Origin of the sequence: Propionivibrio soli (assembly GCF_025770765.1) — a bacterium.
GTDB lineage: Bacteria > Pseudomonadota > Gammaproteobacteria > Burkholderiales > Rhodocyclaceae > Propionivibrio > Propionivibrio soli.
This window is the reverse complement of record NZ_JANZKY010000025.1, coordinates 1-24371: the sequence shown is the minus strand read 5'-3', so window position 1 is coordinate 24371 and position 24371 is coordinate 1. Positions and strand designations below refer to the sequence as shown.

Below are 24371 nucleotides of genomic sequence, written 5' to 3'. Positions count from 1 at the left end.
GTGACCGATAGTCAGCCCCATGTAGTCAGCGGTGAGCGGGTTGGTAATGTCGATCACGACTTTCCCGCGCAATTCGCCCACGGATTGGAGTGCCGAGACCGCCTCGCTATAGGGCGTGGCTACAACGATAGCATCGGCGCTGGCGGCGGCCTTTTCTGCCGGAAGCGCGATCGCCCCCGGGTTGGCGGCGGCCAGCGCTTGCGCTTTGTCCAAATGGCGGGCGGTGATCGTGACGTGGTGTCCTGCACGCGTCAGTTGTTTGACGAAACTCGAGCCCATGTTGCCGGTACCAATAACGGTGATGTTCATGATTTCTCCTTGGATTAACGTTGTACTGTCTAGTCGTCTTCTGCGCGGCGATGGCCAGCACGTAGGAGAAACTTTAATCATTCCGTTATCAGTGATAAACGGCCCATCCGTTGAAACACTATGGCGAAAATCGCCATAATAACGCACAGGTATAACGCTTCTTGAGAACTCCCGCCAAACGAAAGCAAAAAAATCCCGTGCCGGTGTGGCACGGGATTGAAATCCCATCATTGCGATGGGTCAGGGAGGGTCAAACTGTTGCCAGCGGGGGGCGCTGAAGCAACGAAGTCAGAATACCCAGGCGCTGTCTGCGTGTCTGTGATGAAACCTCGGTACTTGCGTAACGGTCGGTAACCGTGGTGTTCGACCGCGCGGTAACGCTTGCTTCGTCCTTCTCCGCCAAGCGTTCCGCAGGGTACCGCCCGGGACCGCCGTCCGCTTCGCCTTTCGTTGATGGCGCCGATGCGCTCGCTGGCCCGTGGCCTGTCGTCTCCCCGCTCTCCGCATAGAACTTCTCGACGATCGCCGGGATGTCCTCCTCGCCATGCTCGAACGCCCCGTTGGCGATCGCCGCCCGTGCCGCGTGCTCGAGCGCTGGGAGATCGACGCCGGCGCCGGGCCCTCTCCTGCGCCTCCGCTTAGGCCTGACTGACCGCCGCGTCCAGCACGATCCCGTCGCGCGCACACAGATCGACGTAATACACCGGTGCGAGTACGACGGCGTCGTCGACTTGGCGCGCAGCTTCAGGACAGGGAGCAGGTAACGCGTCTGCCCACCGCTCGCCGCCTCGAAATACTGCAGCCGGGCCGCCAGCGTACGGATCGGATTGAATCCCGTCGTGAGGAAGAGAAAACGCGCCAACTCGTCGTCCTGTCCTTCGACCCGGCATCACACTAATCCAAGAAAGTGATTCAAGATGTTGAAGTGATCATCAAAGAACTCGCTTTCCATCGCCGCTAGTTCCTCCACCGGCACCCATTTCGCCTCGGCGGCATCGTCCGCCCCGGCAACTTCCGGCGGCCGCGCGTTCTTGAGGTCAAAGAAGTGGGCATGCGTGATCGTGCGCCCGCGCTGGCTGCGGTCCGGATGGTCGAAGACGGTGGCTTTGACAAAAGCGTCTTCCAGGGTGGCGTCGAGCAGAGCAAAGCCCGTCTCCTCGCGCAACTCACGAATCGCGCCTTGCATCACGCGCTCGCGACCATCAAGGAAGCCGCCGGGCAACGCCCACAACCCCTTGCCGGGGGCGCGTCCCCGCTTCACGAGCAGAATTTGTCCCGAGGCTTTCACCGCGGCGTCGACCGTGATAAACGGGCCGTCGCCCCAAACCTTGCGGCTCTCTTGCACGGCCAGGTGTTCATCCCGCAGCTTGGCGAAGGCCGGAAGCTTCGCCCATCCCTGCATGTAGTGCAGCACGGCCGGCGGCACCAGCGGTGCCAAGAGGGCACGCGTTACCTCGGCGTCTTCACCCTCGAACCAGATCTGGCGCAGGGCGGTCGCGTCAATCTCGCCCTGGCGCGCCATACCAATGAACTCCCAGCGCGGAAAGCGGTTGAGGTACTGACTGGACGCATCCTTCACGTAGCCGATCAGCGCCACGCGCGCTTTGCCTCCTACCTCGTCTTCCACGAGATGCGCCGCAGCTTGCGCCCAGCGAACATCGTCGTAGTAGTCGCGCATCGGCAGGAAGCTGACGCGTTCCCGCGTTGCTTCATCCAGCGTACAGCTAATCATGGCGGCGCGTTCTTCCCAGGTGAAGGGATTCTTGGCGTTGCGTGCGGCGAAGGCCGTGCCGAGCACGACGAAGACGCGCGGAGCCGTGGCCAGCGCCTTGGCGAGCAGGGCCGCGTGACCGTTATGGAAAGGCTGGAAGCGGCCGATCAGTACGGCGGCATCGAAATCACTCAAGTTCGTCTCCTCAGAAATCGTAAGTCGCCGCGATCGGCATCTGCCGGCCGCTGCCGAAGGCCCGTCCCCGCAGCCGGAGGATCGGCGGCGCCTGCCGGCGTTTGTATTCGTTGCGGGCGATCATGCGCTTGATGCGCGCGATCAAGGCCCGCCCGTCGACACTCGCCTGGTGATGGGCGAACTCCCGGACCACCGTTTCCCGCTCCTCGCCGCCGAGACGGTCGCCCTCAATGAGTTGCTTGAGGATTGCGTCGAGCACCGGGTACGGTGGCAGGCTGTCCGTGTCGCGTTGTCCCGGGGCCAGTTCGGCCGAGGGCTCCTTGTCGATGATGGCGCACGGGATGAGCTCGCGCCCGGCACGGGCGTTAAGGTGGCGGCACAGATCGAACACCTCGGTCTTGTAGAGGTCGCCAATGAGCCCCAGCCCGCCATTGGTATCGCCGTACAACGTGCAGTAGCCGACCGAGATCTCGCTCTTGTTGCCGGTGGTGAGCAGCAGATGGCCGAAGGCGTTCGAGTATTCCATCAGGATCGTGCCGCGGACGCGCGCCTGCAGGTTCTCGAGTGTGAGCCCCTGGAGCGGCGCATCGAAAGCCGTCTCGAAGCCCTCGCCATAGGCGGCAACCAGGTTACGGATCGGGTGCTCGATGAGGCGGAGGCCGAGGTTACGGCACAAGATGACGGAATCGTCGACGCTGCCGGCGCTGGAGAACTTCGAGGGCATGGTGATGCCGACAACGTTCTCCGGCCCCAGCGCCTCGGCGGCGAGGGCGAGGGTCAAGGCGCTGTCGATGCCGCCCGAGGAGCCGACGACCACCTTAGAGAACCCGCAACGGCGGGCATAGTCGCGCAGGCCGAGTACGATCTGCCGGCGGTAGAACTCCATGGGAGGTAGCGGCTCGTTGGTGACGACGGGCAACTCACTGCCTTGTGCGTCAGTAAATCGGCCGTCCGTGAATCCCAGGGTGTGCACCGCCTCATCGAAACCTTCAGCCTCGAACACCACGCCAGCCGCCGGATCGACGGCGAAAGAGAATCCGTCGTAGATGATCTGGTCCTGGCCGCCGACCTGATTCACGTAAACGAGCGGCAGCTGGTGGCGCGCGCTGGCGGCCTCGAAGAGTTGCCGGCGCACCGCCTGTTTGCCGAGGCTCGACGGCGAGGCGTTGATCGTCACCACGAGGTCCGGCACGGCGTCCGCGAGGCGCTCGAAGGGATTCACCGCGTAATCCTTCCCGGTGTCGTTCCAACCATCCTCGCAAATCAGGAAGCCGACTTGCATCCCGCCGACGCGCAGCACGCGCGCGACATCCGGGCCCGGTTCGAAGTGACGGCGTTCATCGAAGATGTTGTACGTGGGCAGGAGCTGCTTGGCGTACCGGAGCTTGATGGCGCCGTCGGCCATCACGACCAGGCAGTTCTGCAACGGTTTGCCCGGCGCTTCACGGCGCAGTGGGGTGCCCACGACCCAATGCAATCCCGGGGTCGTTCGCGTGAGCGAAAGGAGTTCGGCCAGCCCTTGCTCGACGCGATCGAGAAACCGGGCCTCATCGAGCAGGTCGCCTGGGTAGTAGCCCGTGAGCGAGAGTTCGGGGAAGACCACCAGGCTCGCGCCCTCAGCGTACGCCCGCTGGGCGGCCTCATGCATCCGGGTGATGTTGCCGGCGATATCGCCCACGGTGGGATTCAGTTGGGCGAGCGTGATACGGAAAGGGGGGTTCATGCGAGGCCTCAAACGTAATGGTTGAACACCTGGCGCAGGTAGGCGAGAAAGGTTCCGTCCTCGCACAGCGTCTTGCCCGGCGCGTCGGAGAGCTTGGCCACGGGCTGGCCATTGCACGCCGTCATCTTCATCACGATGTTGAGCGCCTTGTGCGGCGTGTCATTGGAAAGATCGGTGCCGATGCCGAAGCTCGTCCGGATACGGCCCTGGAAGTGGCGGTACAGCGCCAGCGCGCGCGGGATGTTGAGCCCATCGGAGAAGACGAGCCGCTTGGTGGTCGGGTCGATCCCTAGGGCTTCGTAATGCGCGATGGCCTTCTCGCCCCAAACGATCGGATCGCCCGAATCGTGCCGTAAGCCATCAAAGAGTTTGGCGAAGTAGAGATCGAAGTCGCGCAGGAAAGCATCCATGCCGACCACATCGGTGAGTGCTACGCCGAGGTCGCCACGGAATTCCTGCACCCACCCTTCGAGCGCTGCCTTCTGGAAGTCGCGGAGACGGAAGCCGAAGGATTGGTAGGCCTGGAGGTACTCGTGGGCCATGGTACCCACAGCAACGATGCCGTGCTTCTTGGCGAGATGCACATTCGAGGTACCCCGGAAATTCTCCGGAGCGGCTTCGGCTAGGTGCCGCACGACTTCATCCTGCCAGGCACCGGAGTACCGACGGCGCAAGCCGAACTCGAAGAGCACGAAGGGGAACGCCGAATCGGCTGGGTTTTGGCGCAGTTCCTCTTTCAGACCCGTGATCTTCGCGTGCAAGCGTTCGCGCGCGGCCGTCTGCACACCGTCCTGCGGCAGGCGACGAAAGTAGAGTTCGTTGACGATGTACAGGACGAAGATCTCGAGGCTCATCACATGCGCGATCGGGCCGCGGGCGACGATCTCCAGCGTTTCCCCGTTCGCACGCACTTCGATGAAGCGGCGTTGGAAGCGGAACACCGAGAGGAAGTCGATGAAGTCGCTCTTCATGAAGCGCAGACCGGCGAGGTAATCGAGCTCGTCCTGGCGGAAGATGAGGGAGCAGAGGTGATCCAGCTCGCGCTCGACATCGGCCTTCAACTCGGCGAGCGGGAACGCCGGCTTGTTGCGGCAGACGAAGCGGTACTCGGCCTGCGCGCCCGGATTGCTGTGCAGCAGTGCCTGCCACATCGTGAATTTGTAGAGGTCGTTCTCCAGGAGGCTCTGCACGATCGGGGCTGAGGTGTTGGGCATTCTTCTTTCTCCCTTGGAAACGTGGCTAGAGGGCGTTGGCGAGGAGTTCCTCGCGCACGTCCTTCGTGGTCGCCACTCGCACGCCGCGTGAGCGCATCCTGGCGAGGAAGTCCGCATGTGCGGATTCGAAGCCGGCCACCGGACTGATCGCGTCCTCAATCAGCACCAGCCGGCCCAGGTCGTTCTCCGGCCAATTGGCGACGACGTCTTCAGTGGTCGCCTTGACGCAGTGGCTCCCGGCTTCGCCGCCGATATACACGCGATCGGCGGTACGCAGGCGCGCCAGGAGGTTGCGGTTGAGTTGCGTGCCCGGGTCGGCGGAGTCGGGTACTTCAGCCATCACGGCGCTGTAGTGTTCGGTGTGGGGATTGAGGCCCTTCATCACCTTGGCGACGCTGATCTCCCGATTGTCTTCCCAGCCATCGAGTGCACCGCAAAGATCCCGGTGAATGAGGTGACCCCACGTGCCGAGTTCGCAGTGCACGGGCCAGACCAAGTGTGTGTAGCGGCCAGCGGCTTCCAGGGCGTCGAGATATTTTTGAACGCGCTTGATGAGCGCCGAATCGCGCGGCACGTAACGGCCGGTCCGTACGTCAGCAGCAGCAATCGGCGTGAACGGCGCCACCTCTCCACCGGCAGCATCCTTCCAGAACGTCGGGTGCGCGATATCGATCCGGTTATGCGTGTCGAGGGTGGCCGTGATGTCGGTGAGTCCAAAACCCGCCACGTTGATGAGTTCGGCGAGCCGCCGCATATCGGTGTGCGCGCCGGTAACGGGCAGGGAGGGCGCCATGAGGCCGCCACGCGGATCGGGAGGGCAGTAATCCGCCGGAAGGTCGCAGAAGTCGTTCTGCGGGTCGATGATGAGCAAGTGCAGCCGTTGTTGAGCCATGACGTTCTCCTTGGTCGTCCGCATGCGTCGGCGGGTACGGCTAGTATAGATAACTTAGTAACACAATGCAACTAATAAATCATAATGCTAGATTTGCAATCATCCATGAGATAGACTCTTAGTGTCTGATTGCAACTAATTGAGGAAATACAATGCCGCAGAAGACCATCATCTGCACCGTCGACGTTGTGCTTCTGTGTTTGCGTGGATCCACGTTACACGTGGCGCTCTGGCGGCGCGATCGTCCGCCGTTTGAAGGGAGCCTTGCATTGCCCGGGGGCTACATCCATTCGGAGGAAGACGTGGATACGCTCGATGCGGCCACGCGTATGTTGCGCGCGAAGACGGGGCTGGAGAGCCCCTACCTGGAGCAGCTTGGCACCTTCTCGGGGGCGGGGCGCGACCCGCGGGGCTGGTCGATCTCGATTGCCTACTACGCGCTAGTGCCGGTTGAACTCATCGAGGCCGACCAGGCGCCGGGGTTGATCCTGATGCCAGTCGATCAGCTCAAGGGCCTGCCTTTCGATCACAAAGACATTGTGCTGGCGGCGGTGCAGCGGCTGCGCAACAAGAGCAGCTATTCATCCCTGCCGGTGCATTTGTGCGGCGAGCGTTTCACCCTGCCGCGGCTGCAGGCGGTGTACGAGGCGATCCTCGGGGAACCGATCAACAAGGTGAGTTTCCGGCGCAAGATGGATGAGTTCGACATGCTGGAGCCGGTCGAAGGCGCCTTCGAGACCGGCCGGGCGAATCGGCCGGCGCAGCTCTACCGCTTGAAGGCGGCGTATCGGCAAAGCCTGTCGGTGACGCCGAGGGCGTTCTTGGCGGGGAGTTAATGTGCGCTGCCCCGGCCGCCCTTCAAGAGATGGGCCACAAGTCGACGGCAGTGAGTGGTTAGGATTACTGGATGTACGATGGCGAACTTCTCGATGAGCGGCGTATCCGTCTCTAGGCGAAGCAGTTTGAGCTGGAGCCTTCCCAGGGGACGCTATTAAGCCTGGGATTTCGTTCGGACCGGGTTGCGGCCCTTCAATGCGGGCCAACTGAAGTGGCTGACCGAGCCACCACGTCAACCGAAATTGTCCTGACCGGTCGAATGCCGATGAGCGCGTTCTTGCCCGGCATTTCAATCACCGATCCGGACAAGAATTTTGCCGACGATCTTTCCGGATTCCTGGGCTGCATGTGCCTGGGCAATGCGCTGTAGTGGCACCTCCAACCCGATGTGAGGCCGGTATCGACCTGCGGCAACGCACGCCGTCACCTCCTTGACGGCGTGCTGAAATGCCTCGTCGGGAATGGTGGTGAAGAAGACGAAGCGAAAAACATAACTTCCCAACATCGCCGTCCGGAACGGCATTATCAGCCTGGCTGCGGGGTCTTCCGTTGCATAGGCGGTGACCACGCCGCCTGACGCTAGAGATGCGATGTCGATGTCGACATTGTTGGCGAGATCGACATCGACGATCCGCTCGACACCTACACCCTTTGTCGCGCTTTTGATAGCGGCGGCGACGTCTTCGGAATGCCTGTTGATGACGAGGTCGGCGCCGGCCTCAAGCGCCACTTCTTCCTGTTCCGGGCGACTGACAGTCGCCGCCACCCATGCGCCGGCCCATTTCGCGAGAAGAATCGCCGCCGTGCCAACGGCCCCACCGCCACCCTGGACCAGCACCCGTCGCCCGCGGACATCGCCATCGGCAAACAGGCATCGGTGAGCGGTAATCGCCGCAACGCCCAGACAGGCCCCGATCTCTAACGATGTCTTATCAGGCAAAGGCACTGCCAGGTTGCTTGGAACCACCACAAACTCTGCCGCCGTTCCATATGGCCGGCCGTATTGCGCACGGTAGAGCCAGACCCTTTCTCCCAGCCGCGATTCGGGAACACCCGGACCAATTTTGTCGATCGTGCCTGCGCCATCGTGATGGGGAATAATAAGAGGAAACGCCATCGGCGCGCCGGCAAAGCCCGTCCTGGCTTTGATATCGGTCGGGTTGACGCCGGAAATCGCGACCCTCACGCGGACCTCGCCGAAACCGGGTTCAGGATCGGCAAGTTCGCCAACCACAAGGACGTCGTCGGCGGTCCCTTGCCGATCATAATAGGCTGCTAGCATTGTGTGCTCTCTCTTCCAGGGACGATCAACTAAGCAACCGCGCTGGGCATTCGAGCCAAACGTCCCAAAGCGGTGGACCAGTCATCTGCTCCAAAGCCCGCGTCTTGTGCTTGATACAAGCTTTCGCGGAGCGCCTTCAGAACTCGATTGCTCAATTGATTTTCTGCGGAGATCGTCGCCAGCAGCCCCATATCCTTGATCGGCGTCGCAAGTCCGCTTGCGGGAAGCGGCGTCACACCGGTGACGGATGGCGCGTAGTTTCTGTAGATTGGCGACGCGAACAGGGTTTCAGTCATCAAGGTCATAAAGACCTCGGTATCTGTTTTCTCTGCCTTCAGTATGCCGGTCGTTTCTGCCATTGCTGCGACCGCGGTGCCGATCAGGAAGTTGCCGCAGAGCTTCGCGACGTTCGCTTGACGAGGCTCTTCGCCGAGCGCCCAGACGCGACCAAAACTCTCAAGATAAGGACGCGCCTTTTCAAGCAGCCCGGGGTCGCCGGCGACGCATATATTGGCGGCCCTTTCTCTGATGGCCTCGGGTCGGCCGAACAGCGGCGCAGAGAGATAGCCAATGCCCGCCCTCTGATGCGCCAAGGTAAGCTCATCGGCGAGATTTGGGCTTAGCGTCGAGAGGCAGACGTGCAGAGTATTTCGACCGGTCGCCGAAGCAATTGCCTCGTGCGTGATGACCTCGCGAACGGCGGCATCGTCAAACAGGACGGACAAGACCAGTTCGGAGGCGAACGCGGCGCGGACATCATCTAGAGAAACTGCCCCCAACGCGACCATCTTTTCGACGGCGGCGGGCGACCGGTTCCAAACCCTGACCTCTTCGCCGAGAGTGATAAGGTGGGGGACAATGGCCGTACCGATTTTCCCCAAGCCGACAACGGAAACCGACATGAACTTCTCCCAGTTGCCAACACGATATCCGAAGGTCTAATCTATTACTATATAACTTTTATCCTGTTACTAAAGTAATAGTTGGGAATGTGTGGATGACGGCGGAGCGATTGGCACGACCAGCGGCGCGAAACGAACTGTCGGAGTTCGTCCGGTATTGTCGCGAGCAAGCCTCACCCGAAAAACTTGGCCTAACCCCCGGTCCACGCCGAAGGACAAAGGGTCTTCGTCGCGAGGAGGTAGCGACCTTGGCTGGCGTTGGCATCACTTGGTACACGTGGTTCGAGCAAGGGCGCGATATTCAGGTTTCCGATGATTTCCTCAATCGCCTAGTCCGAGGCCTTCGGCTCGGCCGTGCCGAGCAGGAGCATCTTTACGCTTTGGCGGGTCGGGTGCCCCGGCGGTCTCAAGCGCAGGTTTCAGAGTTGCCCGTCGGACTTTTGACCACGATCAACGCTCTTCCCGACCCCGCCTACATTCTCGATAAAAGGTGGGATGTCTTGGCCTTCAACAAGGCGGCGTCTGAGCAGTTTCCGATGTTCGAGGAGCAAAACCCGAATATTCTTCGCATCGTGTTTTTTTCCGACGCTTACCGGAAAAGCGTGCGTGACTGGCAGTCGACAGCCCGGCTTATGTTTCTCAAAGCACGTCATGATTACCTTACCGGCGGCTCGGATCCGATCCTTCGTGGCTTGCTGGATGAGATAGTGGATGCGTTTCCACTTGCGAAGACGTGGTGGAGTGACCCGGAAATCGTCCGAATTGGCGACAGCCGAAAGGAATTGCATTCGGCAAACACCGGCTGGCGGACCTTCCAGCTCAGCGTACTCGTCTACGAGGACAGTCCTGACATTCGGGTCATCGTCTACAGCACTGGTGAGGATAGGTGATGGAATAGCCTGAGGCTGCCAGGTCAGCGGGAAAGCTGAGCCTGTTGAGCCTGCTACTTTGCCGTACGGTCCAAAGGCGATGCCGGGGCTGCGCCGCCACGTGACGCACCTGCCGCGCTCCGACGGCACAACCAACGGCAAGCTCGTCGAGGTGAAGACCATTTCACCCGAGAAATCCAGTGACGTCGTTCTGGTAAAGCGCCAAGGCGACTTTATGCAACTGCTCATCGTCCGTATCGACCAGGACTTCCAGTTCAAGTCCAAGCTTCGACAGGGGCGAACTCAAGGGAGCGGACGGCCGGTTTCTCTGAGGGCGTCTCAAGGATGAGGAACCCACGGGGTAGCTCCGGCCTGAACTCCTGACCTCCGCGTCCTACGTACGGCGCGCAGCCGTATTCTCCGCGTCTGCTCACCCATAAACACTTGGCGACCAGGCTTATCGAGACTATCGGGTATGTAGAACTCGCCCTTGGGACCACCATAGCGCTTGCCAACCGACACGAAGTGCATTGGGACGAGCGCAGCGGCGGGAAGGCCGCCGGGAGCGCTAGTCAACAAATTCCAGAATCCGGTTCAACAACCCGGGGAACCGTGTCTCGATGTCGTCGGTGCGCAGGATATTGCGATGTCCCACCCCAATTTTGCTGGTGCGAACGAGGCCTGCTTCACGCAATATGCGGAAGTGGTGGGACAGCGTCGATTTTGCAATGTCAGGGCAAGGCGCGGCTTCTGAACAGGACATGCAACCGTTCTTCTGGAGCAGGTTACTCACGATGCGCAGACGCATGGGGTCCGCCAACGCACTGAGCACGCCGGCGAGGGTGATGTCCTCTGTGGCTGGATGAACGAATTGAACCATAAGGGTAAGTATACGCTGCCGCTTGACATAGTTCAATAGTTCCAATATCGTGAACTTTCGAACTAACTCAACGGAGATACCCATGACCAAGAAACTCACCGGTAAAGTGGCGCTGGTAACCGGCGCATCGAAAGGCATTGGCGCAGGGATTGCACTGCGTCTGGCAGACGAGGGGGCCGCGGTTGCTGTCAATTACAGTTCCAGCAAGGAAGGCGCGGATCGCGTGGTGGCCGAGATCACCCGCCGCGGTGGCAAAGCCGTTGCGGTGCACGGCAATCTTTCTGTTCCGGAAGAAATAACAAGCCTCGTTGACGGAACGAAAAAGGCGCTTGGCGCCATTGATATTCTTGTCAATAACGCGGGCGTCTATGAGCTCGCGCCGCTTGACGCCATTACTCCGGAGCATTTTCACAAGCAGTTCAATGTAAATGTGCTGGGGTTGCTGCTCGTAACACAGGAAGCCGTGCATGCGTTCAATGATAATGGCGGCAGCATCGTGAATATCAGCTCAGGCATTTCCACTTTGACGCCACCCAACAGCGCGGTTTATACCGCGACCAAGAGTGCGGTAGATTCGATCACGATGGTGCTGTCCAAGGAGCTGGCACCGAAAAACATCCGGGTCAATGCCGTTAATCCGGGCATGATCGAGACCGAAGGTGTGGTCGCCGCGGGATTCCACGAGGGCGATATGCGCAAATGGATTGAATCGGTCACCCCGATGGCGCGCATTGGTACGGTGGATGAAATCGCGGCCGTGGTGGCTTTCCTCGTGTCCAGTGAGGCAGCCTATGTCACAGGTGAAACACTGCACGTCACGGGCGGTCTGCGTTAACCGGAACTAACCGTCTGGCTCGATGACCTGGTGCCAGGCGGTGTCGAGCTCTAGCCCCGGTTTTTCTTCCCTTCCCCGACTATCTGCGCAGGATGATGCACGATGAGCCAATCGGTAAAGCTCCAGCACTGGTTCGAATTGTTACTGCGTCTGCTTTGGAGCATTTCCATGACGGCCACCATGGCGCTGTGCTCAGCACATCACCAGTCTGCGTCAAGCCGGCTCCCTTACTTATCCTACTTCCGGCAGGCCAGCCGGATGGCCGCTAGAAGTGCGACAAGCGCCAACGGCAGCATCGGCGGTTCAGACACGGGCTGAGGTGGGGGACACCCATCATCACCGCGCAAGGTAAAGGCCGAGATCAACGTATCAAACGCCTCTGCAAAGACGCCGAATAAGGGTGTTGTTGCTGCCGTGCTTCCTATACTAGGTTGTGGTGCGAAGCACCCCGCAAAGGTCTTCGCGGTTGAAGAGGCCTAGGTCCCAGTCATCACTGGCTGCTGTGGCAGAACCGTCGTAGTTGAGTTTCTCGCGAAAGACACGTACCGGGTAGCAACCCGAACTGGTTGTTACGCAGCGGGTATAGGTGACTTCAATCCACGCGCCACCCGTTGCTTGCCCGAAAAGCTTGGTATGACTCCTCAAAACTTGTAGGTCCGAGTCAAGGAAGATGGAACGGATCAATCCCATTTCCCGGCGTCGGATAGATTGTCACCAATTGTCACCATCCAGTCGAGTGCTAAGGTGGCCGCTGCCACCTTGGAAACATCACTTCAACAGCTGCGGGCTTGCCTGCCCGTAAGGGATAGCTCCGCTAATACTCATCTCGGAGCAACAAATGAAGGTCAAATCACTTTTGGCACGGGCAGTAAAGTGCAAAACCACGGATGATCTCGATAGACTGCTCGGCACGTGGCAAGAATAGACCGACGTAGACGCAAAAACCCGCGTCCTTCCGGAGGCGGGTTAATCGCTAACAGACTGATTTTTTGGGGTGATCAGTCTGCCGTGGTTTGGAGTGGTCTGCTCCAGATGATGCTTTGGTCGGGGCGGCGGGATTCGAACTCGCGACCCCTTGCACCCCATGCAAGTGCGCTACCAGGCTGCGCTACGCCCCGACAGCCTATAATTATAACCTATAACTCGCGCGCTTGGCTCAGCTTCGAAGCATTTCCGCGATGCTGAGCAATTCCCCGCGCAAAACCTCGGGGGTCAGGACGTTTGGCTGAGGCTCGTCCTCGATGGAACCGTCTTCAAGACGGTTCCTGGCTCCGCTGATCGTGAAGCCTTGGCTGTACAGAAGCTCGCGAATACGCCGGACCAGGAGGACCTCGTGGTGCTGATAGTAGCGGCGATTACCACGGCGCTTGACGGGTTTTAGCTGGCTGAATTCCTGTTCCCAGTAGCGAAGGACGTGCGGCTTCACGCCGCACAGTTCGCTCACTTCGCCGATCGTGAAATAGCGCTTTGCCGGGATCGGCGGTAAAGGCTCCTTCAGAGGGTCTTTAGGACTGGGTTCCATCGTAGGAGAGCTCCACTTCGCCCTTCAACTTCTGGCTGGCATGGAAGGTGACTACCCGACGAGCGGTGATCGGAATCTCTTCTCCCGTTTTGGGGTTCCGTCCTGGCCGCTGGGGTTTGTCACGGAGCTGGAAGTTGCCAAATCCGGAGAGCTTGACGCCATCGCCCCGTTCGAGGGCGTTGCGAATCTCTTCGAAGAAGGCCTCGACCATATCTTTGGCCTCACGTTTGTTCAGGCCGACCTTTTCAAACAGCAAGTCGGCCAACTCTGCTTTTGTGAGTGTCATTTTTATTCCTGTCAGACGCGAAGCTGCGCAGCGAATGCGCGCTCCAGATAGGCGACCAGTTCCTGCATCGCGGCGTCGACTTCCGCGTCTTGCAAAGTCCTTTGAGTATCTTGCATAACTATACGGAACGCAAGGCTTTTTTTCCCAGCTGGCACTCCTTTTCCGGCATAGACATCGAACAGGGATATGTCCCTAACGATCGTCGGGCGATTCTCCTTCATGCCGTCGAGCAGACGTTGCAGTTCGAGTTTTTGGTCGACGACGATTGCCAAATCGCGAGTCGCCGAGGGTTGCCGCGAAACTTCCACGTACTTTGGCAACCGGCTCTTGGTCAAGGCGGCGAGATCGAGTTCGAACACGACGGGAGCAAGCGGCAACTCGTATTTTTGTACCCACTGCGGGTGCAACTCGCCGACGAAACCGATGGATTCCCCATCGACAATGAGGCGAGCGCTACGTCCAGGGTGAAGAGCCGGGTGCACGGTCTTCTCGAAACGAGCTACGCACGGTGCGAGCAGGAGTTCGACTTCGCCCTTGATGTCGAAGAAGTCCACAGCGCGCGAAGCGCTTGCCCATTGTTCGGGCAGGGCCGTGCCGTATGCGAGCGCGGCGATCTTCCACGGTTGCCGGAACCCCGCTACGGGCGAACCTTGTTCGTCACGGAAGAAGCAACGGCCGGTCTCAAATACGCGAACACGGTTTTGTTTGCGCTTGAGGTTCGTCACCACGTTGGCGACCAGGCCACCGAGCAACGTCGAGCGCATTACGCTCATCTGGCTCGCGATTGGGTTTGCGAGCTTGATTGGTGTTGCATTCGCCGTGAAGTCTGTTTCCCAGCTGTCCTCGACGAACGCGTAGTTAACGACTTCCTGGAAACCGCGGTCAGCGAGAATTTGGCGCAGGCGAGGTACCGGCCGTGCATTCTCCGTTTGCGGCAACATCGAAATAATGCCGCGTGGCGCCCGCACCGGGATGTTGTCGTAACCATGCAGACGGGCCACTTCTTCAATGAGGTCTTCCTCGATTTCAATATCGAAGCGGTAGCTTGGCGGCGAAACGATGAAATCTTCGCCCGAACGCGTGAACTCAAAGCCCAAGCGCACGAACAGTGACGCAATCTCCTCTCCGCTTAACGTGACGCCAAGAACTTTGGTTACACGTGCTGCGCGCAGGCGAACGGGCGGCCGGGCTGGCAGCGTTGCCGCCGCTTCGGAGACCGGTCCGGCTTGGCCGCCGCAAATCTCGATGATGAGTTGCGTCGCGCGTTCCAGTGCTTTTCGCGTTGTTCCAAAGTCAACGCCGCGCTCGAAACGGTGCGACGCATCGGAACCGAACCCGTATCGGCGGGCGCGCCCAGCGATTGCCTTTGGAGCGAAGAATGCCGCTTCGAGAAACATTTCTGTCGTTTCTACGGTAATGCCGCTGTCTTCGCCGCCCATGATTCCCGCCATCGCCAGCGGACGGGCGTCGTCAGCGATAAGTAGAACGTCGTCCTGCAACTCAAGCGTTTGCTCGTTGAGCAGTAGAATCTCTTCTCCCGCCTGCGCCATTCGCGCATGGACTGTTCCCTGTATTTGCCCGTTGTCGAACGCGTGCAGCGGTTGCCCAAGTTCAAGCATTACGTAATTGGTGATATCCACGAGCGCGGAAATAGAGCGGATACCGCTCCGTTCTAAACGGCGCTTCATCCATTCGGGCGTGGGGGCTCTACCATCTACACCGGAAATGACTCGGCCACAATAGAGTGGACACGCATCGGGAGCATCGAGAACGATTTGCCGCCCTTTGTCACTGGCAACCGGCACCGTGGCGATTGTCGGGTAGCTGGCCGGCGAACCGGTCAATGCCGCAACCTCGCGCGCGACGCCGGTTAGCGACAGGCAGTCAGCGCGATTTGGCGTGAGCTTGAGCGTCAGCAGCCGGTCGTCGAGGTCGAGATAGTTTCGAATGTCCTCTCCAACCGGAGCATCGGGCGGCAACAGGAGAAGGCCCGAAGCATCCTCTGAAATTCCCAGTTCCTTGGCTGAACAGAGCATGCCGCTTGATTCGACGCCACGGACCTTCGCTATCTTGATCTTGAAGTCCCCGGGAAGCTCTGCGCCGGGCAGTGCGCATGGAACCTTGAGGCCGGGCGCGACATTCGGGGCCCCGCAAACAATGGTTTGCGGCTCTTTCCCTCCGATATCAACCCGGCAAACGTTGAGCCGATCGGCGTCCGGATGCTTGTTTACTTCGAGCACTTGGGCCACAACGACGCCGTCGAACAACGGAGCCACCGTTTCCTCTTCTTCGACCTCGAGGCCGGCCATGGTCAGAAGATGGGAAAAATCGGCGCCCTTTACGGAGGGATTTACGAACTGGCGTAGCCAGGATTCAGAGAATTTCATGGATGTTCCGTATCACCAGGAGCTATCAGACGAACTGCCGTAAGAAGCGAAGGTCGCCGTCGAAGAACAAACGCAGATCGTTTACGCCGTAACGCAACATCGTCAAGCGGTCAGGTCCCATTCCGAAGGCAAATCCGACATATTTCTCAGGATCGATTCCCACATGGCGCAGGACATTCGGATGCACCATGCCGGACCCGGCGATCTCGAGCCATCGTCCTTTCAGCGGCCCCTCCATGAACGCCACGTCGATTTCTGCAGAAGGTTCTGTGAACGGGAAGAACGACGGACGGAAGCGCACCTGCAGATTGTCGCTTTCGAAGAAACGCCGAAGAAAATCGGCGACGACACCTTTCAGATCAGCGAAGCTGACGTTCTCGCCAATCCACAGGCCTTCAACCTGATGGAACATGGGTGAATGAGTGGCGTCCGAATCGACGCGGTAGACGCGACCGGGTGCGATGATTCGGATTTCCGGCATGGTTTCGAGGTGCGCGTATTTAGCGACGTGCGCTTGCATGTAGCGTACCTGGATAGGACTGGTATGCGTGCGCAAAAGTACGTCCTGCGCGACTTTGCCTTGCTCATCCAAAATGTAGAAGGTGTCATGCATCGACCGCGCCGGATGATCCTCAGGCGTGTTCAATGCAGTGAAGTTCTGGAAGTCGGCCTCGATTTCGGGACCATCAGCCACGTCGAAGCCAATAGACCGGAACAGCGCTTCGATGCGTTCAAGCGTCCGAGTCACCGGATGAAGACCGCCGCGCGCTTCCCCTCGGCCGGGTAGGGTGACGTCGAGCGATTCCTCCGAGAGGCGGGCTTCCAGGGCTTTTCGGCGGATTGCGTCACGACGGGCAACCAAGGCTGCCTCGATAGCTTCCTTGGCGCGGTTGATTGCGGCGCCGGTGGCCTTGCGCTCTTCCGGCTCCAGCTTTCCCATGCCCTTGAGGAGCTCGGTAATGCGGCCGCTCTTCCCAAGGTACTGGGCCTTGACTTGCTCGAGCGTGTCGGGGTCTTCGGTCGCGGCGAAAGCGGCGGTCGCTTCTTGTGCTATTTGGTCGAGATTTTGCATTTTCTTACGCTTACCGAAAAAAAAGGAGGCGCAAGCCTCCCTTTTTTTACACGCGTTCAATCAAACGCTGAGTTGGGACTTGGCTTGCGCGGCCAGAGCGGCGAACGCCGGCTTGTCAAAGACGGCGAGATCGGCCAGAACCTTGCGATCGACCTCGATCTGTGCCTTCTTCAAACCATTCATGAAGGTGCTGTACTTCAGTCCGACTTCGCGTGCAGCCGCATTGATACGAGCGATCCACAGCGCCCGGAACTGACGCTTGCGTTGCCGACGATCACGGTAAGCGTACTGGCCGGCCTTCATCACCGCCTGTTTGGCGATGCGATATACGTTCTTCCGGCGGCCGCGGTAACCCTTGGCCTGCTCAAGGACTTTCTTGTGGCGCGCGCGCGCCGTTACACCACGTTTTACTCGGGGCATCGTTTATCTCCTTAGGCGTAAGGCATCATGGAGTGAACCATGGACCTGTCGGAGTCATGCACTCCGGTCATTCCACGCAACTGGCGCTTGGACTTGGTGGTTTTCTTGGTCAGGATGTGGCGTTTGAACGCTTGTCCGCGTTTGATACGGCCACTGGCGCTGACCTTGAAGCGCTTTTTGGCGCCACTCTTGGTCTTCATCTTGGGCATTGAATGCTCCTGTTTATAAGCGTGGCGGCAGGTGTCTCCCGACGGGAGCACTTTTTACCTGACATCACTTGTGGTGCTGCAACTACAAAAATTGACTACAAAACTACTTTTTCCTGCTCGGAGCCAGAACCATCACCATCTGACGTCCTTCCATCTTAGGCATTTGTTCCACTGATGCCAGATCCTGAAGGTCGGTACGAATCCTCTCAATCTGACGCATGCCGATTTCTTGGTGCGCCATCTCACGGCCACGGAAGCGCAAGGTAACCTTGACCTTATCTTCTTCCTGCAAGAAACGCGTCATGTTGCGCAATTTGATCTGGTAATCGTTTTCGTCGGTACCAGGCCGCAACTTGACTTCCTTAACCTGCACCTGCTTCTGCTTGAGCTTCTGCTCGTGCTGACGCTTTTGTTCCTGATACTTGAATTTGCCGTAATCCATGATCCGGCAAACCGGCGGTTGCGCCAACGGGGCGATTTCAACGAGGTCGACTCCGGCTTCCTCTGCGAGCTGCAATGCCTGTCTGGCGCTCATGATGCCGAGCGCTTCGCCTTCTACGCCTATCAGTCGAATTTCGGGGGCATTAATCTCTTCGTTAATGCGTTGCGCCTTTTGCAGTGCGATGGTTTCGCTCCTTGTTCCAACAAAAATTAAGCCGTGCCACTTCGCGCCGCGACTTCCTGGTGGAGTCGCTCGACCAGAGCCTCGAGCGGCATTTGCCCGAGATCCTGACCGCCGCGTGTACGCACGGCAACCAGATTTGCTGCCATTTCCTTGTCGCCTACGACAACTTGGTAAGGCAGCTTGTTCAAGCTATGTTCGCGTATTTTATAAGTAATTTTTTCGTTGCGCAAATCGCATTCAGCCCGCAAACCGGCTTGGCGTAGCGTTTCTGCAACATGTTGCGCGTACTCCGACTGCTTTTCGGAGATATTCAGGACGACGGCTTGTACCGGAGACAGCCAAAGTGGCAGCGCGCCAGACCAGTTTTCGATCAGGATACCGATAAAGCGTTCGAGCGAGCCGAGAATCGCTCGATGCAACATTACCGGGGTGTGTCGCGCATTGTCTTCCCCGACGAATTCGGCACCGAGGCGTTGAGGCATGGAGAAATCGACTTGCACTGTCCCGCACTGCCATGACCGGCCGATAGCGTCCTTAATGTGGAATTCGATTTTCGGGCCGTAGAAAGCGCCTTCGCCCGGAAGCTCTTCCCATTCCAGCCCGGACGCCTTCAACGCCTCGCGCAGCGCGAGTTCTGCCTTGTCCCACACCTCGTCCGAACCAACGCGCTTTTCAGGGCGGAGTGCCAACTTGATCTTTATTTCGTGGAAACCGAAATCGGCGTAAACCTTGCGGACGAGGGCGTTGAACGCTGTCACTTCCGATTGAATCTGGTCTTCAGTGCAGAAAATATGACCATCGTCTTGCGTGAAGCCGCGAACCCGCATGATGCCGTGCAGCGCGCCCGACGGCTCGTTGCGGTGGCAAGACCCGAACTCCCCGTAGCGCAGCGGCAGGTCACGGTAGCTGCGCAAGCCTGTATTAAATATCTGGACGTGTCCGGGGCAGTTCATCGGTTTGATCGCGTAATCGCGCTTCTCCGACTCTGTGGTGAACATATTGTCCTTGTAGTTTTCCCAATGGCCGGATTTTTCCCACAACGTGCGGTCGAGGATCTGGGGACATTTCACTTCAAGGTAGCCATTGTCTTGATAGACGCGGCGCATGTATTGCTCGATTTGCTGCCACATCGCCCAGCCTTTGGGGTGCCAGAACACCATGCCGGGGGCTTCATCCTGCAAATGGAAGAGATCGAGGTGCCGGCCCAGACGGCGGTGGTCCCGCTTTTCGGCTTCTTCAAGCATGGTGAGATAGGCATCCTGCTCCTCCTTTTTCGCCCATGCTGTTCCGTAGATGCGCTGCAGTTGCGCATTACGATGGTCACCCCGCCAATAGGCGCCGGCGACTTTCATGAGCTTGAAAACCTTGAGTTTCCCGGTAGAAGGCACGTGAGGGCCACGACACAGGTCGATGAAGTCGCCCTCGCGGTAAAGCGATACCTGCTCCCCATCGGGAATGGCTTCGATAAGCTCCGCCTTGTAATGCTCGCCCATCGAGTTGAAGAACGCCGTCGCGTCGTTGCGTTTCCAGACTTCTCGCGACACCGCGATGTCTCGCTTTGCCAGTTCGGCCATCTTCTTTTCGATAGCCGCGAGGTCTTCGGGAGTGAAGGGGCGCTTGTACGCGAAGTCGTAGTAAAAACCATGCTCTACAACTGGGCCAATCGTTACCTGCGCGTCGGGGAACAGTTCCTTTACCGCGTAGGCCAGCAAGTGCGCGGTGGAATGCCGAATCACATCCAAACCTTCCGGATCCTTATCGGTGATGATCGCAAGTTGTGCATCCGTTTCGACGCGGAACGACGTATCGACCAAACGTCCATCGATTTTTCCTGCGACTGCGGCACGAGCCAATCCTGTACCAATGCTCTGCGCAACCTCTGCCACCGTGACCGGTTTCTCGAACTCACGTTTCGAACCGTCCGGCAAAGTGATCACCAACATTTTCCAACCCCAGAAATAAGGACCAGAGAACTTGCCCGACCCTCGTCATTATGAACCGTACTCACGGGCTCCTTTATACGAGTGCGCCGAGCAGATACTCTTAGGACAAAGGAAAACATTATAGCCTGCGGTCTGTTCCCTTGACACTTGGGTTTTGATCACGGAGAACTTCGCGTTGCAAGCTGCACATAGAGAAATTGGCTGAGCATGAGTTACGGCCTGTAGGTTTCGATCAAACATCTTCAAAAATCACTTGAGGTAACGAAAACGGCTCTGTATAATTCGCGGCTTCGAAAATGCAGCGCGCCCGTAGCTCAGTTGGATAGAGTACTTGGCTACGAACCAAGGGGTCGGGCGTTCGAATCGCTCCGGGCGCGCCAAGCAATTTTTCGAATGTGCAAAGGCCAATCAGCTGATTGGCCTTTTTGCTTTATTGGGCGGCCCGAGCCTTGCGACGAGCGATGAGTCTTCCAGTTAATGCAGTTTATGAATGTCGCCCCAACGGCCGCTCCATAGCATCCATCATCACCACTTTCCGGCGACCCGATCGAGCGAGTGCAAAGCCCCGCGGTGCCGATTTAATTAGGTCCTTCTCCCTACGCGAACGCCTGTCGCGGGATGAATAAGGAATGTCCTGAAAGCTTGGCACCATCAGGAACGAATCCCGGCGGAAAATGTCTGAGTTGGTGAGCGGAACGATTGGAAAAATGGGATGAAGTTCTGTTCCGCGCATTGAACGGAAGGCTGGGAAGAATCATGGAACTGGACGAACTCTACGCACTGTTGACGCTGGGGGCGATTGCGCCTTATGTCGCCGAGGCGACCGTAAGCTGGGTGCGCCGATCCGGTTGCTCGAAGTCCGTGGCGATTTTTCTCCAGAACCCGTTCAATCATCTGCCGAACTAAAGCGCGGATGGTTGTTTGGCGGAGCCAATCTGGCCACCAAAAGGTTGTGTTATCTCTCGCTGTATCTCGTGGCGCTCTTTCTCGTCTTGAAGGCATGCCGGGCTATTACGGCTGGGACGGTTTTTTGTCCTGGCTGAGCGATTGAAAAGCCGCGTTCACCGAAAGAAACACCGCTCCGGAAAGTGATTTCCATAATGGCGAGTTAACAAGCCGGTCTTGGACTGGCCCCTTGACTTCCGCCAAGTGCAATCGAATGCCGCGGCTGCGAAAATCGGTGTTGATATCGTTCAACGCTTCCATTGCTGTCGTGTCGACGCGGTTGACAGCGCTCATGATCAACACGAGGTCGTGCGTATTTGGGGCTTTTTCGAGCTCGCCATTTAGACGTTCTTCGACGGGGGCGAGATTCCCAAAAAAGAGGCTCTCGTCGATCCGAAGGAATAGGACGCCTGGTAGCGTTTCGGTGCCATGACGCTCGATATTGCGAAAGTGCTCTGTTCCGGGAATCCGTCCGATGACCGCAATGTGAGGCGTGCTTGCGCGTACTAGAATCGTTGTTAACGAGAACCCGACACCAAGCGCGATTCCCCATTGCAGTCCGAACAGCAGCACACCAAATGCCGTGCCAAGCAAGGCTAGCGCGTCGGCTCGGTCGTAACTCCATGCTTGGCGGAATGATTTGATGTCGATCATTCCCAGGGCTGCCGCGACAATATTGGCCGCTAGGACGGCGAGTGGGAGGCGTTCCATCCAGCCCAGCCCAAAAAAAACGACGCCAAGCATCGCTCCTGCTGAAACAATGCTGGCAAGTGGGCTTTGAGCGCCCGCCGCCACGTTTATGGCCGAACGCGACAAACCACCGCCGACCGGCATTCCCCCGTACACGCCGGCGACGATGTTGGCGAAACCCAAACCGACGAGTTCTTTATTTGCATCAAAACGTTCCCGCCTTTTTATGGCGAGGGCCTGAGCCATCGTAATGTTCTGTACCATACCGATTAACGCCAAGATTCCGGCCGGAATGGTTAATTGTCTTAGCGTTCCAATTCCAGGCACGGTGAACGAGAACGAAGCCAAGCCGCTCTGGATACTTCCTACGACGGCGACATGAAACCGGTGATCGAGGTCGAGTTTTGCAACGAGGACCGTCGCAATTACAACGACGGCAACGGGGCTGAGTCGGGACAGACTGAGCGCCCAGGGGTACGAAACGCCGCAAAACCGTAGCCACTTCGCCATCCACGCTTTCGTGCACAGTAGAACAGCGAGGGCTAGGCTTCCAGTGACTATTGTGTGTGGGTTGGCCTCAAGCGCCGTTCTAGTGAGTTCCCGCAGTACATCCCAAGTAGTTGCTCCCTCGACGCGTACACCGAGAATGAATTTCAACTGGCTAACGATAATCAGGACCGCGGAGCCCGAGATAAAGCCGCTAATAACAGGGCGACTTAGAAGGTGCGACAGGAACCCGAGGCGAAGAACACCAAAAGCCAAAACAATGATGCCGGAAAGAAGGGAAAGTGCGGCGGCCAAGTTGCCGTAATCCGGAGTTCCTGCAGGAGCGAGGGGGGCTAGAACGGAATACGTCATGATTGAAGTGATCGCGACCGGGCCTACGGCCTGGGTCGTGCTACTGCCAACAACGGCATAAACCAGAACCGGAAATATGCTGGCATATAAACCGAACTGCGGCGGTAGGCCCGCGAGAAGGGCATAAGCAAGGCTCTGGGGAATGACGATGATCGTGACAGCCAGACCTGCAATAAGGTCGGGAATCAGCCATTCGCCACGGTAGCGAACGATCCATTCAGGAACGAACTTCTTGGCTTTGTTCGTCGCGCCTTTTGTTCTATCTCGCATCAAGGTCTTTGTCGTCAGGATTCCGTTCACGATTGTCGTTGTACTGAGCAAAGAAGTCACTGCCGTTGTAAGCGTGCGATTTATCGCGAGGCGGCGCTAGGCTGTTCGCATGGGAAGAATATGGTGAGCAAGTTTGTGTAGATGCCGTACTTTTGAAGAGCAGACGGTGCTACGTGCGCGCCAATTCATACCAGCTTCGATCGGCGCTCCTCCGTTGACTTGATGGCCGGGCTACGTATAATGCGGCCTTCTTCGACGCCGTGCGTTATTCCTTCGGCTTGAAGGCGCGTAGCTCAGCTGGTTAGAGCACCACCTTGACATGGTGGGGGTCGTTGGTTCGAGTCCAATCGCGCCTACCAACGCATAAACCGCAGTAAGTCTTGAGTTTTCAAGTGCTTACTGCGGTTTTTATTTTCCAGGCCTTCCTTTCTTGGCGTGTTCTATGGCGAAAGCCTTGTTTGAGGCGACATGGGGCGTGCTCTTTCATGTTATTTCTTGGTCTGGCTCGCTTACTTTTGTTCCGCGATATTGAGCAAATTGCCAACGACGGAGCATGGCAAGGCTGGGGGGGGCTAATGGCGTATCGCATGCCCGAGGCTACAAGCTGTCTGGCGTTTGCGTATGCGTTCCGTTATGGTGCTGGGGCTCCGTCCGGTCGTGCATTCTGATAATGCTAATTCTTCTCAAACTATCGGCGAAGCCCCCGCATCCTTCTTGCTCATCAATGTCGTGAAGGAGTAACGGCCGGTATGAAGAGCCGCCACCCGGATGTATGGTCCGCGAATGAGACGGTTTCGCCACCGGTGCGTGTCTTTGGCCCACGCGTCTGGCGACTTGAGCGTCTGTCTGCGCCGGGTGCTTAAAGCCTTATTCCTGCTGACATGGGACCGGTCCGATGCGACGACATCTTCTGCCCTGTGTATGAGAGGGGCGACGGAGAACTGGTAGCGATATCATGTTGAACCAAACAAGCGGCGCCGAGATGTAAGCGGCGCCGAGACGTCGATGAGCGCCCTGTTTGTCCGTCGGTTGCTCGTCTTCATGGTTTTGTCATGGGTGGTGACGCCACGAACTCTTTTTTTCTTTAAGCGGGTTGACGCGCTTTCGATTGCTTTGCTATAGTTCCGCTCCTCGCAACACAGCGCCTCTGACGAAAACGAGGCGGCAAGCAAAAAGCATGCAAGTGTTGACGAGGGTGGGAGAGGTTGGTAAAATGCTTCTCCTTGTCGGACGCGGGGTGGAGCAGTCTGGCAGCTCGTCGGGCTCATAACCCGAAGGTCACAGGTTCAAATCCTGTCCCCGCAACCAAGCGGTACGCTCTTTAAAAATGTGATGATTGATAGGTGTGGGTTCTTGTTTTGGGGGTTGTGCGCAAGCATGACCTAAAGAGATGAAGAGCTCGCACGATTAGATGCGGATCTGGGAGACTGGATCTGCAGACGTCAAGCGAGAGTTTTAACAGGAATTGAACTGAAGAGTTTGATCCTGGCTCAGA

Annotated in this window: 23 protein-coding genes and 4 tRNA genes; 8 read left to right on the top strand and 19 right to left on the bottom strand. The window is 58.3% G+C overall.

Going from position 1 to position 24371, the window contains the following annotated elements:
* From NZ453_RS21610 to NZ453_RS21585, 6 genes are all read right to left on the bottom strand, one after another.
* Nucleotides 1-390: NADPH-dependent F420 reductase (locus tag NZ453_RS21610; RefSeq protein ID WP_420851693.1), on the bottom strand; the 390-nt coding region annotated here is incomplete at its 3' end.
* 169 nt (nt 391-559) lie between these two features.
* Nucleotides 560-1171 (bottom strand): hypothetical protein, encoded by a 612-nt coding sequence (locus tag NZ453_RS21605; RefSeq protein ID WP_420851692.1) that lies wholly within the window; start codon nt 1169-1171, stop codon nt 560-562.
* A gap of 27 nt (nt 1172-1198) precedes the next feature.
* On the bottom strand, nt 1199-2215 hold the full coding sequence (locus tag NZ453_RS21600) for a bifunctional nicotinamide-nucleotide adenylyltransferase/Nudix hydroxylase (protein ID WP_263773063.1): 1017 nt from the start codon (nt 2213-2215) through the stop codon (nt 1199-1201).
* Between the two features lie 10 nt (nt 2216-2225).
* On the bottom strand, nt 2226-3938 hold the full coding sequence (locus NZ453_RS21595; protein ID WP_263773062.1) for an NAD+ synthase: 1713 nt from the start codon (nt 3936-3938) through the stop codon (nt 2226-2228).
* A gap of 8 nt (nt 3939-3946) precedes the next feature.
* Entirely contained in the window at nt 3947-5152 is a 1206-nt protein-coding gene (pncB, locus tag NZ453_RS21590) for a nicotinate phosphoribosyltransferase (protein WP_263773061.1), read from the bottom strand.
* Between the two features lie 25 nt (nt 5153-5177).
* Nucleotides 5178-6044 (bottom strand): cysteine hydrolase family protein, encoded by an 867-nt coding sequence (locus NZ453_RS21585; protein WP_263773060.1) that lies wholly within the window; start codon nt 6042-6044, stop codon nt 5178-5180.
* Nucleotides 6045-6196: 152 nt separating this feature from the next.
* Here NZ453_RS21585 and NZ453_RS21580 point away from each other — a divergent pair, with 152 nt between their 5' ends.
* Nucleotides 6197-6880: an NUDIX hydrolase gene (locus NZ453_RS21580; RefSeq protein ID WP_263773059.1), complete on the top strand. Its 684-nt coding sequence runs from the start codon at nt 6197-6199 to the stop codon at nt 6878-6880.
* Between the two features lie 290 nt (nt 6881-7170).
* Here the strand turns inward: NZ453_RS21580 and NZ453_RS21575 are convergent, their stop codons facing one another.
* A complete protein-coding gene (locus NZ453_RS21575) occupies nt 7171-8163 on the bottom strand; it encodes an NADPH:quinone reductase (protein WP_263773057.1) in 993 nt (330 codons plus the stop codon).
* A gap of 29 nt (nt 8164-8192) precedes the next feature.
* The gene (locus tag NZ453_RS21570) at nt 8193-9065 is read right to left on the bottom strand and encodes an NAD(P)-dependent oxidoreductase (protein WP_263773055.1); all 873 of its coding nucleotides are present in this window, start codon (nt 9063-9065) and stop codon (nt 8193-8195) included.
* A gap of 95 nt (nt 9066-9160) precedes the next feature.
* Here NZ453_RS21570 and NZ453_RS21565 point away from each other — a divergent pair, with 95 nt between their 5' ends.
* Both NZ453_RS21565 and NZ453_RS21560 read left to right on the top strand, forming a co-directional pair.
* Entirely contained in the window at nt 9161-9955 is a 795-nt protein-coding gene (locus NZ453_RS21565; protein WP_263773054.1) for a helix-turn-helix transcriptional regulator, read from the top strand.
* 58 nt (nt 9956-10013) lie between these two features.
* A complete protein-coding gene (locus NZ453_RS21560) occupies nt 10014-10283 on the top strand; it encodes a hypothetical protein (protein WP_263773053.1) in 270 nt (89 codons plus the stop codon).
* 219 nt (nt 10284-10502) lie between these two features.
* Here NZ453_RS21560 and NZ453_RS21555 read toward each other — a convergent pair whose 3' ends face one another.
* Nucleotides 10503-10898, bottom strand: coding sequence for an ArsR/SmtB family transcription factor (locus tag NZ453_RS21555; protein WP_263773051.1), 396 nt, complete (start codon nt 10896-10898; stop codon nt 10503-10505).
* Here NZ453_RS21555 and NZ453_RS21550 point away from each other — a divergent pair.
* On the top strand, nt 10897-11649 hold the full coding sequence (locus tag NZ453_RS21550; protein ID WP_263773049.1) for an SDR family NAD(P)-dependent oxidoreductase: 753 nt from the start codon (nt 10897-10899) through the stop codon (nt 11647-11649). The genes NZ453_RS21555 and NZ453_RS21550 overlap by 2 nt on opposite strands.
* Nucleotides 11650-12690: 1041 nt before the next feature.
* Here NZ453_RS21550 and NZ453_RS21545 read toward each other — a convergent pair.
* From NZ453_RS21545 to thrS, 9 genes are all read right to left on the bottom strand, one after another.
* Nucleotides 12691-12767: transfer RNA gene (locus NZ453_RS21545), tRNA-Pro, on the bottom strand.
* A gap of 38 nt (nt 12768-12805) precedes the next feature.
* Nucleotides 12806-13171: a MerR family transcriptional regulator gene (locus NZ453_RS21540; RefSeq protein WP_263773048.1), complete on the bottom strand. Its 366-nt coding sequence runs from the start codon at nt 13169-13171 to the stop codon at nt 12806-12808.
* The gene (locus NZ453_RS21535; RefSeq protein WP_263773066.1) at nt 13155-13463 is read right to left on the bottom strand and encodes an integration host factor subunit alpha; all 309 of its coding nucleotides are present in this window, start codon (nt 13461-13463) and stop codon (nt 13155-13157) included. The genes NZ453_RS21540 and NZ453_RS21535 overlap by 17 nt, the downstream gene beginning before the upstream one ends.
* Nucleotides 13464-13468: 5 nt before the next feature.
* Nucleotides 13469-15844 (bottom strand): phenylalanine--tRNA ligase subunit beta, encoded by a 2376-nt coding sequence (pheT, locus tag NZ453_RS21530; RefSeq protein ID WP_263773047.1) that lies wholly within the window; start codon nt 15842-15844, stop codon nt 13469-13471.
* Between the two features lie 25 nt (nt 15845-15869).
* Nucleotides 15870-16916 carry a phenylalanine--tRNA ligase subunit alpha gene (pheS, locus tag NZ453_RS21525; protein WP_263773045.1) on the bottom strand — a complete coding sequence of 349 codons (1047 nt, stop codon included), beginning with the start codon at nt 16914-16916 and terminating at the stop codon, nt 15870-15872.
* A gap of 60 nt (nt 16917-16976) precedes the next feature.
* Nucleotides 16977-17336 (bottom strand): 50S ribosomal protein L20, encoded by a 360-nt coding sequence (gene rplT / locus NZ453_RS21520; RefSeq protein WP_263773043.1) that lies wholly within the window; start codon nt 17334-17336, stop codon nt 16977-16979.
* Nucleotides 17337-17347: 11 nt separating this feature from the next.
* Nucleotides 17348-17545 carry a 50S ribosomal protein L35 gene (rpmI, locus tag NZ453_RS21515; RefSeq protein WP_263773042.1) on the bottom strand — a complete coding sequence of 66 codons (198 nt, stop codon included), beginning with the start codon at nt 17543-17545 and terminating at the stop codon, nt 17348-17350.
* Between the two features lie 103 nt (nt 17546-17648).
* Nucleotides 17649-18146 carry a translation initiation factor IF-3 gene (gene infC / locus NZ453_RS21510; protein WP_338051232.1) on the bottom strand — a complete coding sequence of 166 codons (498 nt, stop codon included), beginning with the start codon at nt 18144-18146 and terminating at the stop codon, nt 17649-17651.
* Between the two features lie 50 nt (nt 18147-18196).
* A complete protein-coding gene (gene thrS, locus NZ453_RS21505) occupies nt 18197-20113 on the bottom strand; it encodes a threonine--tRNA ligase (protein WP_263773040.1) in 1917 nt (638 codons plus the stop codon).
* A gap of 303 nt (nt 20114-20416) precedes the next feature.
* On the opposite strand from thrS, the gene NZ453_RS21500 reads away from it, so the two are divergent.
* Both NZ453_RS21500 and NZ453_RS21495 read left to right on the top strand, forming a co-directional pair.
* Nucleotides 20417-20493: transfer RNA gene (locus NZ453_RS21500), tRNA-Arg, on the top strand.
* Nucleotides 20494-20869: 376 nt separating this feature from the next.
* Nucleotides 20870-21019 (top strand): hypothetical protein, encoded by a 150-nt coding sequence (locus NZ453_RS21495; RefSeq protein WP_263773039.1) that lies wholly within the window; start codon nt 20870-20872, stop codon nt 21017-21019.
* 105 nt (nt 21020-21124) lie between these two features.
* Here the strand turns inward: NZ453_RS21495 and NZ453_RS21490 are convergent, their stop codons facing one another.
* Nucleotides 21125-22906 (bottom strand): SulP family inorganic anion transporter, encoded by a 1782-nt coding sequence (locus tag NZ453_RS21490; RefSeq protein WP_263773038.1) that lies wholly within the window; start codon nt 22904-22906, stop codon nt 21125-21127.
* Between the two features lie 252 nt (nt 22907-23158).
* Between NZ453_RS21490 and NZ453_RS21485 the strand changes: the two genes are divergently transcribed.
* Nucleotides 23159-23235, top strand: a tRNA-Val gene (locus NZ453_RS21485).
* A gap of 872 nt (nt 23236-24107) precedes the next feature.
* Nucleotides 24108-24184: transfer RNA gene (locus NZ453_RS21480), tRNA-Met, on the top strand.
* The last annotated feature ends 187 nt before the right edge of the window (nt 24185-24371 follow it).

Coding starts and splice junctions, on each gene's coding strand:
- NZ453_RS21595 (WP_263773062.1), bottom strand. CDS start 3,938: ATGAACCCCCCTTTCCGTATCACGCTCGCCCAACTGAATCCCACCGTG.
- pncB (WP_263773061.1), bottom strand. CDS start 5,152: ATGCCCAACACCTCAGCCCCGATCGTGCAGAGCCTCCTGGAGAACGAC.
- NZ453_RS21585 (WP_263773060.1), bottom strand. CDS start 6,044: ATGGCTCAACAACGGCTGCACTTGCTCATCATCGACCCGCAGAACGAC.
- NZ453_RS21580 (WP_263773059.1), top strand. CDS start 6,197: ATGCCGCAGAAGACCATCATCTGCACCGTCGACGTTGTGCTTCTGTGT.
- NZ453_RS21575 (WP_263773057.1), bottom strand. CDS start 8,163: ATGCTAGCAGCCTATTATGATCGGCAAGGGACCGCCGACGACGTCCTT.
- NZ453_RS21570 (WP_263773055.1), bottom strand. CDS start 9,065: ATGTCGGTTTCCGTTGTCGGCTTGGGGAAAATCGGTACGGCCATTGTC.
- NZ453_RS21565 (WP_263773054.1), top strand. CDS start 9,161: ATGACGGCGGAGCGATTGGCACGACCAGCGGCGCGAAACGAACTGTCG.
- NZ453_RS21550 (WP_263773049.1), top strand. CDS start 10,897: ATGACCAAGAAACTCACCGGTAAAGTGGCGCTGGTAACCGGCGCATCG.
- NZ453_RS21555 (WP_263773051.1), bottom strand. CDS start 10,898: ATGGGTATCTCCGTTGAGTTAGTTCGAAAGTTCACGATATTGGAACTA.
- NZ453_RS21540 (WP_263773048.1), bottom strand. CDS start 13,171: ATGGAACCCAGTCCTAAAGACCCTCTGAAGGAGCCTTTACCGCCGATC.
- pheT (WP_263773047.1), bottom strand. CDS start 15,844: ATGAAATTCTCTGAATCCTGGCTACGCCAGTTCGTAAATCCCTCCGTA.
- pheS (WP_263773045.1), bottom strand. CDS start 16,916: ATGCAAAATCTCGACCAAATAGCACAAGAAGCGACCGCCGCTTTCGCC.
- rplT (WP_263773043.1), bottom strand. CDS start 17,336: ATGCCCCGAGTAAAACGTGGTGTAACGGCGCGCGCGCGCCACAAGAAA.
- rpmI (WP_263773042.1), bottom strand. CDS start 17,545: ATGCCCAAGATGAAGACCAAGAGTGGCGCCAAAAAGCGCTTCAAGGTC.
- thrS (WP_263773040.1), bottom strand. CDS start 20,113: ATGTTGGTGATCACTTTGCCGGACGGTTCGAAACGTGAGTTCGAGAAA.
- NZ453_RS21495 (WP_263773039.1), top strand. CDS start 20,870: ATGGAACTGGACGAACTCTACGCACTGTTGACGCTGGGGGCGATTGCG.